This window comes from Bradyrhizobium sp. KZN70725, assembly GCF_055264925.1.
The window spans coordinates 25,095-38,951 of sequence record NZ_JBUYWT010000066.1; the positions used below are offsets into that span (position 1 = coordinate 25,095).

Annotated in this window: 12 protein-coding genes and 2 tRNA genes; 10 read left to right on the forward strand and 4 right to left on the reverse strand. The window is 65.6% G+C overall.

Features of this window, described 5'->3' with window-relative positions:
- Window positions 1-26 precede the first annotated feature (26 nt).
- From ACZBJS_RS36495 to ACZBJS_RS36505, 3 genes are all read left to right on the forward strand, one after another.
- Window positions 27-722 (forward strand): DUF899 family protein, encoded by a 696-nt coding sequence (locus tag ACZBJS_RS36495; protein ID WP_229160358.1) that lies wholly within the window; start codon window positions 27-29, stop codon window positions 720-722.
- Window positions 723-1,148: 426 nt separating this feature from the next.
- Complete coding sequence (locus tag ACZBJS_RS36500) at window positions 1,149-2,291, forward strand: DUF2778 domain-containing protein (RefSeq protein ID WP_316398297.1); 1,143 nt, start codon at window positions 1,149-1,151, stop codon at window positions 2,289-2,291.
- Between the two features lie 123 nt (window positions 2,292-2,414).
- Complete coding sequence (locus ACZBJS_RS36505) at window positions 2,415-3,908, forward strand: AMP nucleosidase (protein ID WP_463439918.1); 1,494 nt, start codon at window positions 2,415-2,417, stop codon at window positions 3,906-3,908.
- A 23-nt stretch (window positions 3,909-3,931) separates the two neighbouring features.
- Here ACZBJS_RS36505 and ACZBJS_RS36510 read toward each other — a convergent pair whose 3' ends face one another.
- A complete protein-coding gene (locus ACZBJS_RS36510; RefSeq protein ID WP_316398298.1) occupies window positions 3,932-4,525 on the reverse strand; it encodes a cysteine hydrolase family protein in 594 nt (197 codons plus the stop codon).
- Between the two features lie 123 nt (window positions 4,526-4,648).
- Between ACZBJS_RS36510 and ACZBJS_RS36515 the strand changes: the two genes are divergently transcribed.
- The 6 genes from ACZBJS_RS36515 to ACZBJS_RS36540 all read left to right on the forward strand — a co-directional run bounded on the left by ACZBJS_RS36515 (window position 4,649) and on the right by ACZBJS_RS36540 (window position 11,986).
- The gene (locus ACZBJS_RS36515) at window positions 4,649-5,488 is read left to right on the forward strand and encodes a LysR family transcriptional regulator (RefSeq protein WP_316398299.1); all 840 of its coding nucleotides are present in this window, start codon (window positions 4,649-4,651) and stop codon (window positions 5,486-5,488) included.
- Between the two features lie 204 nt (window positions 5,489-5,692).
- Window positions 5,693-5,764, forward strand: a tRNA-Phe gene (locus ACZBJS_RS36520).
- Window positions 5,765-5,766: 2 nt separating this feature from the next.
- A tRNA-Ile gene (locus tag ACZBJS_RS36525) sits at window positions 5,767-5,833 on the forward strand.
- Between the two features lie 338 nt (window positions 5,834-6,171).
- Window positions 6,172-7,323, forward strand: coding sequence for a slipin family protein (locus tag ACZBJS_RS36530; RefSeq protein WP_076828543.1), 1,152 nt, complete (start codon window positions 6,172-6,174; stop codon window positions 7,321-7,323).
- Between the two features lie 225 nt (window positions 7,324-7,548).
- On the forward strand, window positions 7,549-10,911 hold the full coding sequence (locus ACZBJS_RS36535; RefSeq protein WP_316398300.1) for an adenylate/guanylate cyclase domain-containing protein: 3,363 nt from the start codon (window positions 7,549-7,551) through the stop codon (window positions 10,909-10,911).
- A 337-nt stretch (window positions 10,912-11,248) separates the two neighbouring features.
- The gene (locus ACZBJS_RS36540; protein WP_410469802.1) at window positions 11,249-11,986 is read left to right on the forward strand and encodes a Crp/Fnr family transcriptional regulator; all 738 of its coding nucleotides are present in this window, start codon (window positions 11,249-11,251) and stop codon (window positions 11,984-11,986) included.
- Between the two features lie 18 nt (window positions 11,987-12,004).
- On the opposite strand, the gene ACZBJS_RS36545 is transcribed toward ACZBJS_RS36540, so the two are convergent.
- A complete protein-coding gene (locus ACZBJS_RS36545) occupies window positions 12,005-12,202 on the reverse strand; it encodes a hypothetical protein (RefSeq protein ID WP_057018449.1) in 198 nt (65 codons plus the stop codon).
- Window positions 12,203-12,241: 39 nt separating this feature from the next.
- On the reverse strand, window positions 12,242-12,457 hold the full coding sequence (locus ACZBJS_RS36550) for a hypothetical protein (protein WP_028352345.1): 216 nt from the start codon (window positions 12,455-12,457) through the stop codon (window positions 12,242-12,244).
- A gap of 151 nt (window positions 12,458-12,608) precedes the next feature.
- On the opposite strand from ACZBJS_RS36550, the gene ACZBJS_RS36555 reads away from it, so the two are divergent.
- The gene (locus tag ACZBJS_RS36555) at window positions 12,609-13,034 is read left to right on the forward strand and encodes a hypothetical protein (protein WP_316398302.1); all 426 of its coding nucleotides are present in this window, start codon (window positions 12,609-12,611) and stop codon (window positions 13,032-13,034) included.
- A gap of 135 nt (window positions 13,035-13,169) precedes the next feature.
- On the opposite strand, the gene ACZBJS_RS36560 is transcribed toward ACZBJS_RS36555, so the two are convergent.
- Window positions 13,170-13,857 (reverse strand): TCP-1/cpn60 chaperonin family protein (locus ACZBJS_RS36560; protein ID WP_463439919.1); only part of this gene is annotated, 688 nt, incomplete at its 5' end.

Below are 13,857 nucleotides of genomic sequence, written 5' to 3' on the forward strand. Positions count from 1 at the left end.
CCCGTCAACCACGCGAGGTTCCAACCATGACCAGTTCCGTCCTCAAGCCCGCCACCGAGCTCGCCACGACCAATGTCAGGCGCTTTCCCAATGAGAGCGCCGAGTATCGCCGCGCCCGCCAGGAATTGCTCGTCGAAGAGATCGAGTTGCGCCGGCATATCGAGCGCGTCGCCGCGCTGCGCCGCGCATTGCCGCCGGGCGGCGAGGTGACCAAGCCCTATGAGTTCACCGGCGAGTCCGGCGCGGCATCGCTCGCCGATCTGTTCGGCAACAAGCCGACACTCATCATCTACAGCTACATGTACGGCCCGCAGCGCGAGAAGCCGTGTCCGATGTGCACGTCGTTTATGAGCACGTGGGAGGAGAAGCTGCCCGATATCGAGCAGCGCGTGTCGTTCGTGTTCGTGGCGCGCTCGCCGATCGCACGGCTGATCGAGGCGAAGAAGGCGCGCGGCTGGACGCGTCACAGGATCTACTCGGATGCATCGGGCGATTACACGCGCGACTATGTCAACAAGGATGACAGCGACCTGCCGGGCTACAATGTCTTCACACGCCACAACGGCACGATCCGTCATTTCTGGGCCGGCGAAATGGGGGCGGGCACGATGGACCCCGGCCAGGACCCGCGCGGCGCGCCGGACATGGATCCGCTGTGGACCTTGCTCGACACGACGCCTGAAGGGCGCGGCAAGGACTGGTATCCGAAGCTCAGCTACTGAGAGATGGTTTTTGCTCGATCCCCGCGCGATTACGGGGCGATCGGCAAGGAAATTCTCCCCTGAATATATTCCGGTATGCCGCGCTGGAGCGGCATGCCGGAATGTCCCATGATGGGACAGAAAAGCCGCTTTGGCGGTCCAATGTCATCTTAAAAAAGCCCTAGGCCACAGGCACTTCCCGCGCTGCAGGGGATCGCATCCGGTTAAGTCGCATTTAACTAAAAGTCGCCTTAATGGCCGTCTGTGCCCCCGCGCGACGTTGAGCCGAACACCCGTTCGACCCCGCGTCGAGTGAGGGACAAAGGTGGACCTGTTTTGAGCGCCGGGCGTATGGGTACGAGTGCGAGTGCGTATGTTCTTGGGGCGCCAAGCCGCAAGAAATCCTCCCGAAAAATTCTCCCACAGCATTTCCTCGGCAGCGCCGCGGTGGCGGGGCTGGTGCTTGGCTGCGCCTGGACCGTCTACGCCAACATTTTTGCAGCGAGCGTCTATCCCTCCGTGGGCAATGCGTCGTTCGATGCGCCGGTGGTGAAGCGGCCCGGCGCGGTCGCTGCGCGGCCGACGCCGGCCTTCAACGAGGTGTTCGCGTCCTTGACGCCCGCACCGGCGGCGCCCGCGAAGACCGAGGTCGCGAAGTCGGAAGTCCCGGCATCGTCGCTTATGTTTAACGATCGGTTTGCGGCCGCCTCGCCCGAGGGCGTCGCGTCCAGCGTCGTGGCTGACGCCGCATCGCAGATCGACCCGATCAAGCAGGCCGCTGCGCCCAAGGTCGCCGAAGCGGCGAGGGCGGTCGCCTCCGCGGAGCTTGCCGAGACATCGAAGGCGTTGCCGGCGCCGAAGTCGGTCGAGACCGCCAAGAAGCAGGCCGCCGCCAATCTGAAGGTGGCGCTCAACGATCCCGCTGCGGACGTTCAGCCCAAGGGGGCCGATAAGGCGTCCGAGGCGAAGCCTGCCGAGGCCAAGCAGGCTGCGAAATCCGGCGGCGTTCGCGACATGGCCGCGCGCGCCAAGGCCGCGGTGATGTCGATCGCATCGAACGACCGGCAGACCATGGTCGAAAAACTGTGGGGCAAGCGGGAGTCGAGCGGCGGACTGCTCTCCTTCGCTTCAGCCGATGCGAACGTGACCGGCAGCATCCCCTCGACGTTGGACCAGAACCCGATGCTCGGCGGCTCGCCGCCCTATGACCGTCAGACCGCGGTCTACGACATCTCAGCCAAGACCGTGTACCTGCCCGACGGCACGCGCCTCGAGGCGCATTCGGGCCTCGGCTCCAGGCTCGACGACCCCAGGTCCTCGCATCTGAAGATGGTCGGCGTGACGCCGCCGCACATTTACGAGCTCAAGCCGCGCGAGGCGCTGTTCCACGGCGTGCCGGCGCTGCGGCTCAATCCAATCGGCGGCGAAGGCAAGATCTTCAACCGCGACGGCCTGCTCGCGCACACCTTCATGCTCGGTCCGAACGGCGACTCCAACGGCTGCGTCTCGTTCAAGGATTATTACGCGTTCCTCGACGCCTACCGTAACAAGGGCATCCGCCGTCTCGCGGTGCTCGCGCGGATTCAGTAGTCAGAGCGGGCAGCGGCCCACCGCTGCGGCCTGATCGACGTCTGGAACTGGATGCCATAGTCGCTATACTGCACTGATCCAGAGCGAGTCCAAGCTCGGCAACGGATCTGGTGCAACGCGAACATGTCTCCCACACCCTCCATCGAAATCCCGCCGCCGATCACGACCGAAGCGTTCGTCGATGCCGCAGCCGCCGTTGTCCGTCTCGAAGAGATCTACGAGCGCAACACCGGCTTCCTTCGCAATCGCTTTGAGGCCTATGTCAACGGCGTGCCGTTCACGACGCGGGTGCGGGCACATTACCCGTTCGTCCGTATCACGACCTCGTCACATGCGCGGCTCGACTCGCGGCTTGCCTACGGCTTCGTCGCAGGACCCGGCGTCCACGAGACCAGCATCACGCGCCCCGATATCTTCCGGACCTATCTCACCGAGCAGATCGGGCTCCTGATCAAGAACCATGGCGTGGCGGTCGAGATCGGCGAGTCGAACGAACCGATCCCGATCCATTTCGCCTACCGCAGGGACATCAATATCGAGGCGGCACTGACCATCGCCGACAGTTCGGCGTTCACAAGGTCGCTGCGCGACATCTTCGATACGCCCGATCTCGCCGCGATGGACGATGCGATCGCCGACGGGACCTTTGAGCTGACGCCGGGCGTGCCGGAGCCGCTGGCGCTGTTCCGCGCGGCGCGGGTCGATTACTCGCTGCGCCGGCTCTACCACTACACCGGCACCGACCCGGAGCACTTCCAGAATTTCGTGATCTTCACGAACTACCAGTTCTATGTCGATGCCTTCGTGCAGCTCTCGCAGCAGCGGCTTGCGTCGGGCGAGGCCGGTCTCGAGGCCTTCGTCGCGCCCGGCAATGTGATGACGCACAATGCGCGGCTCGGCGGCACCACCGGGACCCCGTCCGAACGCGTCCCGCAAATGCCGGCCTTCCATCTGGTCCGGCCCGGCTATCGCGGCATCACCCTGATCAATATCGGAATCGGTCCGTCCAATGCGCGCAACATCACCGATCACGTCGCGGTGCTGCGGCCGCATGCCTGGCTGATGATCGGGCACTGTGCTGGCTTACGCAACACGCAGCGGCTCGGCGATTATGTGCTCGCCCACGGCTATGTGCGCGAGGACCACGTGCTCGACCACGAGCTGCCGCTCTGGGTGCCGATCCCGGCGCTTGCGGAAATGCAGGTCGCGCTCGAGGAAGCCGTCGGCGAGGTGACCGGGCTCACCGGCTTCGAGCTCAAGCGGCTGATGCGCACCGGCACGGTCGCCAGCGTCGACAACCGCAACTGGGAGATCAGCGGACCGCAGGTGATCCGGCGCATGTCGCAGTCGCGCGCGGTCGCGCTCGACATGGAATCGGCGGCGATCGCCGCCAACGGCTACCGCTTCCGCGTACCCTACGGCACGCTGCTGTGCGTCTCCGACAAGCCGCTGCACGGCGAGATCAAGCTCGCAGGCATGGCCAGCGAATTCTACCGTCAGCGCGTCGGCCAGCACCTTGAGATCGGTCTCAAGGCGCTGGAGCGGCTCAAGCAGCAGGAATCCGAACGCCTGCATTCGCGCAAGCTGCGCAGCTTCGCCGAGGTCGCGTTTCAGTAGCACAACGCAGAGCGGAGCGGCGCTCAGGCGAGCGCGTTGCCGCGGGCGATGATCGCGAAGCGGTCGGACAGTTCGGCGAGCGCGACGTCGTGAATCAGCCTTGCGGCGATCGTGCCGCCGACGCCGTCGGGCAGATCGCGGGTGGCGCAGCTGTCGGCGTCGATCGTGGTGCGGAAGCCGAGATCGAGCGCGGCGCGGGCCGTCGAGCTCACGCACATGTGCGTCATGAAGCCGGCCAGCACCAGCTCCTTGCGGCCGGTCGCGGCAAGCTGCGCGTTGAGGTCGGTGCCGGCGAACGCGTTCGGCAATTGCTTCTCGATCACGGTCTCACCCGGCCGCGGCGCCAGCGGCGCGACGATCGCGCCACGCTCCGCGCTGCGGTCGAACAGGCTGCCCGGCTGGCCCTTGTGCGCGATGTGGATGATCGCGGCGCCGCTTTCCCGGGCGCGCGCGAGCAAATTGGCGGCGCGCGCAATCGCCGGGTTGGCGTCGGGCAGCGCCAATGGACCTGCAAGATATTCGTTCTGGATATCGATCAGCACCAGGCAGCTGTCGCCGAGGCGGGGCGGGGTGAGGTCGATACCGGCAAGCTGCATCAATGTCTTGGCTGACGTCATGGTCGTTCTCCAGCGGATGTATCGCCGAAAACATAGCCCGGGATCGGCCTGCCGTTATGCAGGGATATTGCAGCCGGTGGCTGCGTTATTGCAGGTGGCGGCCGCAGGATGTAGCCTGCCGCCATGAACTGGGACGATCTTCGCATCATCGCGGCCGTCAGGGATGAGGGCACTTACGCGGGCGCCAGCGCGCGGCTGCGCATCGACGAGACCACGGTCGGGCGCAGGCTGGCGCGGATCGAGCGCGCGCTCGGCCTCCGCCTGTTCGAGGCCGTCGATGGCGTCCGCAAGCCGACCCGGCAGTGCGACATGGTGCTCGCGCATATTGAGGCGATGGCCGCGCATGCCGAGGAGATCGGCCGGATCGGCGAAAGCCTGCCTGGTCCGGTCGGGCGGCTGCGCATCGCCTCCACCAGCGCGATCGCCGAGGAGGTGCTGGCGCCGCGCACAAGTGAATTCCTGCGCGCCCATCCGGGCCTGACGCTGCAGTTTCTGACGTCGAGCGACAATGTAAAATTCTCGCGCTGGGAGGCCGATCTCGCGATCCGCTTGCGCAAGCCGGACAAGGGCGACTTTGCGATCTCGAAGCTTGCCGAGGTCAGGTCGTATTTCTTCGAGCCGGCCGCGACGACAGCGGGCGAAGCGATGCTGTGCGCCTATCCCGACGAGCTTGGAGGGATTCCGGAAATGCAGTTCCTGCGCACGAAGCGGCTTCGCGCGCGCTGCGTCACCGACAATGTGCGGATCATCCACACGCTGATTCAGTCGCATCACGCGGTCGGCGTGTTGCCGGAGCACAGCTGTGCCGACCTGCTGACCGACCGCCGTCTGCGCGCCACGCTGCTGCCGAAGCGACGCGACGTCTGGCTCCTGGTGCAAAACCATCTCAAGCGCGACGCGGCGACGCGCGTCACCATCGACTGGCTGCGCGCCTGCTTCCAGGATGCCGCGCAGAGGCGGTGAGGTGCGCTCGCAATGGCGGGACGTGCCGCGACGCCTGAGTCACAGCAGCGCCCCGTCATGAAAAAATCACACGCAGCCCCCTTGCAACCCGGACGTGCTTCGTCTATTAGCCCGCTCCTTCGCTTCGGCCACGGGTTCGGGCTCGTTGAGATCCCGACTGGCGCGAGCCGCTTTGCGGTGTCGTGTTCCGCCGAAATGAAGATCGCGAGATGAAGCTCATGGTCGAGCGTCGGGGATGAAATCCCGAAGGCATCGGTTCGAATCCGGTCTCTCACAAAGGATAGCTCAGTTGGTTAGAGCAGGTGAATGATACTCATCGGGTCGCGGGTTCGATTCCCGCTCCAAGCGCTCCGTTTCAGCCTGTAAAGCTGATACCTCTGAAGGGGACCGGACGCGCGCTTCAGTCGCAGTCCGGCCGTCCTGCCGCAAGGCATTTCGTCCGAACATCGACACTGTGAGACCGGCTTTGCGCCGCGGTGGATACCGCTTGCGCTGATGCCGGGTGGCTCCGCTCGGCCGCGCGACATTCGTCGCGCGAACGCGCGCGTGCGCCCGTCATCGCGCAAGCCTTAAGCCACGGCCCGCTTGGCTGACAGGAAGCCGCGTTCGCGTCCTCACGTCCTTTGCCAAATGCAACCCGCTCTCAGGCCCATGGGCCTGATGGCAAACGATGGAGGCGTCTCATGACCTGGCACTTCCTGACGACCAATTTGACGGTGAAGGATGGCGAGCGCGCGTTGCTGACGCGCAACGGCCGGCTCGAGCAGGTGCTCGCGCCCGGACGTCACCGCCTGTTCGATCCCCTGCATCAGCTCAAGGCCGAGCTGTTCAGCGTCGTGCGGACCGAATTCCCCGCGGATCGCTTCGCGGTGATCAAGGCCGCGCGGCCTGATCTCGCCGACGAGCTGTTCGAGGCGGTGGAAACCCGCGCGAACGAGATCGCGATCGTCAGCCTCGACGGCCGTCCCGTGCAACTGATGACGCCTTGGCAGACGCGCGTGTACTGGAAGATCGCGACGTCGGTCGAGGTCGAGCGCATCGACGTCACCAGCGATCCCAGGGTCACGGCACGCCACCTCGCGATGATCCAGCCCAACCGGGCCGGCGTCATCACCGAGGCGGTGGTCGAGAACCACGAGGCCGGTCTGCTCACGGTCGAGGGCAAGCTGGTCGAGCGGCTCGCGCCCGGTCGGCACGCGTTCTGGATCGCGGGCCGCAAGATCGAGGTCAAGCGCCTCGATTTGCGTCCCCAGGCGGTCGAGATCACGGCGCAGGAGATGCTGACCAAGGATCGCATCGCGCTGCGCGTAACGCTGACCGCGTTCCGCCGGATCGTCGATCCCGAGCGGGTCGTGGCAACGGTGCCCGACGTGGATGCGTGGCTGTACCGCCTGGTGCAGTTCGCGATCCGCGAGGCGGTGGCCGGCCGCACGCTGGACGAGGTGCTGTCCGCGAAGACGGCGCTCGATACGGAGCTTCGCGACTTCGTCCGCGATCGTGTCGCGGACAGCGGCGTCGAGGTCACCGAGCTCGGCGTGAAGGACGTGATCCTGCCCGGCGAGATCCGCGAGCTGGTCAACAAGGTGGTGGAGGCGGAGCGGGTGGCGAAGGCCAACCTGATCCGCCGCCAGGAGGAGACCGCGGCGACGCGTTCGCTCCTGAATACCGCCAGGCTGATGGAGGAGAACCCTCTGCTGCTGCGGCTCAAGGAGCTGGAGTCGCTCGAGCGTCTGGTCGAGAAGGTCGGCCGCATCGACCTGCATGCGGGCGAGGGCCAGGGCCTCGATGCGCTGCTGACCAAGCTGGTGCGTCTCAAGGCGCCCGAGAGCGCCTAAGAGAGAAGGGCCGCCCACGGGCGGCCCTTCGATTTTCTTCGCCGGGACGGACCGCCGGCACCCGTACGAATGTTAGCGTGCAGACGGCTGTAACCGGGCACCGCCACTGCACAATTCGCATCCCCTGCGTCACGCCGCAAAACAGAGGTGCCACTCCGGTCAGATTGCGATAACGTTCATGCACCGTGGTCCATTCGGCCAGCCGTCAACCCGTCGGTGAAGCCAGTGCAGCAGATTGCGGAATGGCTCGAGAAGCTGGGACTTGGGCAATACGCGCTGCGTTTTGCCGAGAACGGGATCGACCTCGGCGTTCTTCCCGAATTGACGGATGAAGACTTCGACAGGCTCGGCGTCCTGCTCGGCCATCGCCGCAAGATGCTGCGCGCGATCGCCGATCTCAATCAAGCCGAACTGATCGCCGCGCCGGTTTCACCGCACGATGCCGAGCGCCGCCACCTCACCGTGATGTTCTGCGACCTGGTCGGCTCGACGGCGTTATCGGCACGTCTCGATCCCGAGGACATGTGGGAGGTGATCCGCGCCTATCGCGCGGCCTGCGCGCAGGTGATCACGACATATGACGGCGCCGTTGCCAGATTTATCGGCGATGGGATCCTTGCCTATTTCGGCTATCCCCGCGCCCACGAGGATGATGCGGAGCGCGCGGTGCGCGCCGGCCTCGACGTCATCGCCGCCATCGGCAAGCTCGAGACCCGCGCGGACGAGGGGGTTGCGGTGCGGATCGCAATCGCGAGCGGGCTCGTCGTGGTCGGCGACCTCGTCTCCGGCGGCGCGTCGGAGGAGCAGGCGCTGGTCGGCGATGCGCCGAACATCGCCGCGCGGCTGCAAAGCCTGGCGGAGCCGGGCGTGGTCGTCGTGGCGGCCTCGACCCGCCGGCTGCTCGGCAATTTGTTCACGCTGCGCAACCTCGGCCGCCGCGAGGTCAAGGGCATCTCCGAGCCGATCGCGGTGTGGGCCGTCGAAGGCGAGCCGGCATCGGAAAGCCGTTTCGAGGCGGTGCGCACCGCGCGCTCGATCGGCTTCGTCGGCCGCAAGGCGGAGATCGAATTTGCGCTGTCGCGCCAGCAACTGGCGTGGCAGGGCCAGGGCCAGGCCGTGCTGATATCGGGCGAAGCGGGTATCGGCAAATCGCGCATCGTGGCGATGCTCTCCGACAGCCTGGCGCCCGGAACACACCGCCGTGTGCGGTATCAATGCTCGCCCTATCACACCAACAGCGCGCTGCACCCCTTTGTCGGCCAGCTCGAGCGTGCCGCCGGCATCAGGTCGGAGGATGCGCCGGAGCAGAAGCTGGACAAGCTCGAAGCCATGCTGGCGCTCGGCACGCAGCACGTGCCCACCGTGACACCGCTGATCGCAGCGCTGCTGTCGATCCCGACCGGCGAGCGCTATCCGCCGCCCGGCCTCAGCCCGGCGCAGCAGCGGCGGCAGACATTCGCAGCGCTGCTCGACCAGCTCGAGGGCCTCGCCCGGCAGCAGCCGGTGCTTGTCGTCTGCGAAGACGTGCATTGGGCCGATGCCACGTCGCTCGAGCTGCTCGACCTCGCGGTCGACCGGATCAGGGGGCTGCCGATCCTGATGCTCATGACGTTCAGGCCGGAGTTCGAGCCGCCATGGGCGGGGCTCGCCAATGTCAGCCTGCTGCGGCTCGATCGGCTCGACCGGCAGGATACGCGCGCGCTGATCGAGCAGGTGACCGTCGGCCGGTTGCTGCCCGGCGAGATGATGGCGCAGATCGTCGAGCGGACGGACGGTGTCCCGCTGTTCGTCGAGGAGCTGACCAAGATGGTCATGGAGTCGGGGCTGCTGGTCGAGAATGCCGGGCGCTATCGCCTCGACAATCCGCTGCCGCCGCTGGCGATCCCGGCAACGCTGCAGGACTCGCTGATGGCACGGCTCGACCGGCTGGCGCCGGTCAAGGAGGTGGCGCAGATCGGTGCCGCGATCGGCCGTGAGTTCTCATATGCGCTGCTGCGCAGCGTGGCAGGGCGCGACGATCTGACGCTTGCCGCGGCGCTTGCCCAGCTCGAAGAGGCCGAGCTGCTGCTGCGCCGGGGCGTGCCGCCGGACGCAAGCTACAGCTTCAAGCACGCGTTGGTCCAGGAAGCGGCTTACGAGAGCTTGCTCAAGAGCCGCCGGCAATTGCTTCACAAGCATATCGGCGATGTGTTGCGCGACAAGTTTGCCGAGATGGCCGAGATCGAGCCGGAAGTCGTCGCCTACCATTTCACCGAGGCAGGGCTCGGCGAGACCGCGCTGGCGTGGTGGCGCAAGGCCGGTCAGCAGGCGCTGAAGCGCTCCGCCTATTGCGAGGCGATCGCGCATCTCGGCAAGGCGGTCGCCATCGCCGATGAACTGCCCGACGAGCCGGATCGGATGATCGGCCGGCTCCATCTGCAAATCGCCTACGGCCGCGCGCTGCGGGGCAGTCTCGGGCACAGCGCCCCCGAGACGGTCGCCGCCTGGACCCGCGCCCGGCAGTTCGCCTCCGATATCGATGATCCGATCGAAATGGCGCCGATCCAGTCGGGCCTCTTCAACGCCTGCTTGACCCACGGCGAGCTCGCGCCGATGCGGGAGTTGGCGGAGGCGATCATGGGCGCAGCGGAGCGGCACCCGCAGTCGCCGGTGGCGACCATCGTCGCGCGCTGGACCAGCGGGGTAACCTGCTGGTTCGCGGGCGAGTACCTGAACGCGGGCATCCATCTCGAGCAGGCCTTCGCGGCCTATGCGACCGAGCCGGATCCGGCAACCTTCAAGGCGTCGACGCTCGACTTGCCGTTCGTCATCATGAGATTTCTCGCCCTGGTGCTTTGGCCGCGTGGCGAGATCGATCGGGCCCGGCAGCTCGCGGGCGCCGCGATGGACGTGGCCGGGAAGCAGCGCGCGCTCGCGCGCGCCAATGCGCTGGTTCACAAGGCCGTCTTCGACGGGCTGTGCGGCAGCAGGTTGCGCCAGACCGACACGATCCTGGCCCTCGGCCTGGCGCGCGACCACACGATGCCGTTGTACGTCGCCGCCGGCACCTATCTCAATGGTCTGGAGAAGTGGCGTGCCGGCGACCGCGCCGCAGGTCTCGCGGAGATGCAGCGTGGCTGGTCGTTGCTTCACGAGAACGACTGCTACCTCTGTGAACCGTTCTGGGGATTGCAGATTGCCGTGGCGAATGCGGAGGCCGGGCATGTCGATGCCGGGCTCGACATCATCAATGAGTTGATCGAGGCGACGGAGCAGTCCGGGCAGCACTGGCTGGATGCCGAGCTGTACCGCGTGCAGGCTGGGCTGCTGTCGCATCGTCACAGCCCCGACATGTCCGGCGCCGAGGATGCCTTCCGCCGTGCCCTCGAGATTGCTCGAAGGCAGCAGACCAGGACGTTCGAGCTGCGCAGCGCGCTGGGACTTGCACGTCTTTACAGCCGCAGCGGCCGGGCAGAGGAGATATCGCAATTGCTGGCGCCGGTGCTCGCCGGTTTCGATCCGGCGCTCGATCTTGCCGAGATCAAGGACGCGCAGGAACTGCTCACGCAGGCGCATCGGTGGCCGGACCGCCACTCGCACGCGTCTTGACGGGTGCCGCAGCGAGCGGTCACACCGGGTCCGCCACCTTCCCGCGCCCGCGCGGGTGGTGAAAGAGCAGGTTCGGATGTCGCGCGCGGCGCGAGCGATGTGAAACTGGAACTGTTGGGTTCCCGAAGTTCTACGGTGTAACGATGCGCATTTTGCTATTGCGTCCGGCGGCGCATTTGCATCTAACTTTAAGGACGCCGCCGCGGAGAATTCCGCCTTGCGGTCAAACGTTTGGAATATGTTTTTGATCCCGTGTTCGAGTGAGTATGCTGTGCGACCCTTGACGTTCCCGCAGGTGAGCATTTCCGGTGGAACTTGTAATCGCCTTCTCGCGACATTGTCGCCGGCGGATCTGGACCTCCTGAGACCCGAACTTGAGACCGTTGCGCTCGAACAGGATGCAGTCCTGGCGCGCGCCGGTGACGAGATCGACTACGTCTTCTTTCCTCACAGCGGCGCGATCCTGTTGATGATCGACATGGCGGATGGGCAGACGGTCGCAACCGGCGTGGTCGGATGCGAAGGGGCCGTGGGCAGTCTTTCGGTTCTCGGAGCCTCGCCGTCAGGCATTACCGCCGTCGTTCGTGCGGCTGGTACCGCCTCGCGGGTTCCGGCGGCGCGCTTTCACGCCGCTTTCGGGCGCAGTCCGGGGACTCGGCAGGCAATCCAGAAGCACGTCAGATCGATGCTGATCCAGTTTCAGCTCGGCTCCGCTTGCAATGCGCTCCACCCGGTCGAGGCGCGGATGGCGCGCTGGCTGCTTCAGCTTCGCGACCGCGTCGACAGCGACGTCCTCCCGCTGACCCAGCAAGCGCTGTCGCAAATCCTCGGCGTGCGACGAACGACGGTGACCTTGCTGATGGGCAATCTGCGCAAGCGCGGTGCGATCAGGTCAGATCAACGAGGCCAGATCGAGATCGACCGGGCGCGGCTATTGGCGGCGGCGTGCGAATGCCATCGCGTCATGCGTATCGAGGCCGAGGAGATCTTCTCGGGCGACAGGGTTCGAACGCGAGGAATGGCGCCGGCTAACGATCCGGGTATCCCGGAAATCGAGGCTGACGACGCCGTGTGAGCGCGTTCCCTGCTGCGATCAGCTTCCCGGCCGCCGATCAAGCTCCCGTGTCGGGGAGGATACCCTTTCGAGCTCCGCAATCTCACGCAGCACCTTTGCGGTCTCGCGCAACTCATTGCGCTTCGGACCGGGCTTCAGCCGTCGTGCTTCATCGAGAAAGTCCTTGGCCTGCAGCAGCCAGGCAGACGTTTCGGTCGAGATCTGTACCTGCGCCATGGTGTCCCTCCATCGCGGTCGTCAAAAGTGGTGGCCATTTCAGGCCGGTGAACCGCCGCCGCGGCGCCGCCGCACGCGGATGCTCGGCTCATCGACCCAGGCGTCCCGCGCAAACCAGGCGTGATCCGCGCGGCAAAATGGACAGGGCGTGCGCGAGAAGAACACGGTACTGCGTCGAAAGCTCTCGCGATCGGTCTTGATTCCGGTGGAAATCGCGTGCCCGGTTTGCGGACATCTGACCATCACCATGCCCATGAGCGCCTCCCTCCCATATTGCCTTTTGCTTTTTGCCTGTTGCCTTGCAGAATAGTCCGGCCGGTTGGATTGGCCTGATCGGTGCGCGGGGTAGTTGGGGGGGCATCGCGCACCTGCGGCGGTTGACGGAGCATCGGGCAGTGGGGGCTGCATGCTCTCGTCACTGGGCTTCTTCCAACCGGCCAGGTCCCTCCTTGAACGAATCCTCGATGTGACTTCAACGCCGCTTCTTCAGGCGGCTCGGCTGAAAACCTTGTCGCTTTCGCTCACTGCACTGCCTCCCTCGCAAGTGAAAGCATTCTCCGCAACGCTTGCCCGCGTCACGGGAGCTGACGCTCCGTGCTCAATTCAGATTGTTGGAGTGAACTTCGATCTTGTCCCGAAGCTACTGTGGGGGACGAAGATGACGCTGTCGGTTCGGTTTGCGACTCTCGCACGAAATTTTTTTGAGATTGTCAACTCAGACCAACGTATGTTTACGGAGAGTGTTGTGCATAACCTGCATGCCGTGAGCAGTGTGAGGCGCCTGCATCAGCGCGAGGTTGTGGAAGTATTCGCATTGGCCGCGCTGCGGTAAGTCGCCCGGCGAGCCTGCCCCAAACAAAAACCCCGGCATCGCTGCCGGGGTTTTGCGTTTCGTTGTCGTTGAGCGAGATCCCGGCTCTGCGGTGCACCGCTTCGCGCTGCACCGCGTCCGGGACGACTTCGTCGCTTAGAAGTCCATGCCGCCCATGCCGCCGCCCGGAGGCATCGCGGGGCCGCCGGCGTTCTTCTTCGGCAGCTCGGCAACCATCGCTTCCGTGGTGATCAGGAGCGCGGCAACCGAGGCAGCGTTCTGGATCGCGGTGCGCACGACCTTGGTCGGGTCGATGATGCCCTTCTTGACGAGGTCGGCATAGTCGCCGGTCTGGGAGTCGAAGCCGTAGTTGTAGGTCTTGTTCTCCAGGATCTTGCCGACGATGACCGAACCGTCTTCACCGGCGTTGATCGCGATCTGGCGAGCGGGAGCCGACAGCGCCTTGCGCACGATCTCGACGCCGGTCTTCTGGTCGTCGTTCTTAGTGCGCAGGCCCTTGAGCTGCTCGGAGGCACGGAGCAGGGCGACGCCGCCGCCCGGGACGATGCCTTCCTCGACAGCCGCACGGGTCGCATGCATCGCGTCATCAACGCGATCCTTGCGCTCCTTCACCTCGACTTCGGTCGCGCCGCCGACGCGGATCACCGCGACGCCGCCTGCGAGCTTGGCGAGACGCTCCTGCAGCTTCTCACGGTCGTAGTCCGAGGTGGTTTCCTCGATCTGCGCCTTGATCTGGGCAACGCGGGCGTCGATGTCGGCCTTCTTGCCGGCGCCGTTGACGATCGTGGTGTTCTCCTTGTCGATCATCACCTTCTTGGCGCGA